This is a genomic window from Mesorhizobium sp. M2D.F.Ca.ET.226.01.1.1 (genome assembly GCF_004022705.2).
Lineage (GTDB): Bacteria > Pseudomonadota > Alphaproteobacteria > Rhizobiales > Rhizobiaceae > Mesorhizobium.
The window spans coordinates 1-291 of sequence record NZ_RZOY02000122.1 but is presented as its reverse complement, the minus strand read 5'-3'; the positions used below and the strand labels follow the sequence as shown (position 1 = coordinate 291).

At 67.4% G+C, this 291-nt stretch carries 1 protein-coding gene; it reads right to left on the bottom strand.

The window, feature by feature from the left end; genetic code table 11:
• On the bottom strand, window positions 1–291 hold a 291-nt coding region (locus EN869_RS34055; protein WP_189508268.1), incomplete at both ends, for an FAD-dependent oxidoreductase.

Genomic DNA, 291 nt, shown 5'->3' with positions numbered 1-291 from the left:
TCGACCTCGACGCCGGCCTTGTCGAGACCGAGATCGTCGGTGTTGGGGTTGCGGCCGAGCGCCAGCAGCACATGCGAACCGACGGCGGGCGGCTTGCCGGCGGCGAAGGTGACGGCGACATCGCTGCCCTGCTTGGCAAAACTGATGTCGTCGGCGCCGAGATGCACCGTGATGCCTTCGTTCTGGAGGATCGACAGGATGGCGGCCGAGACGTCCTCGTCCTCGCGGCCGGTCAGCCGCGGGCTCTTTTCGATCACCGTCACCTCGGAGCCGAAGCGGCGGAACATCTGC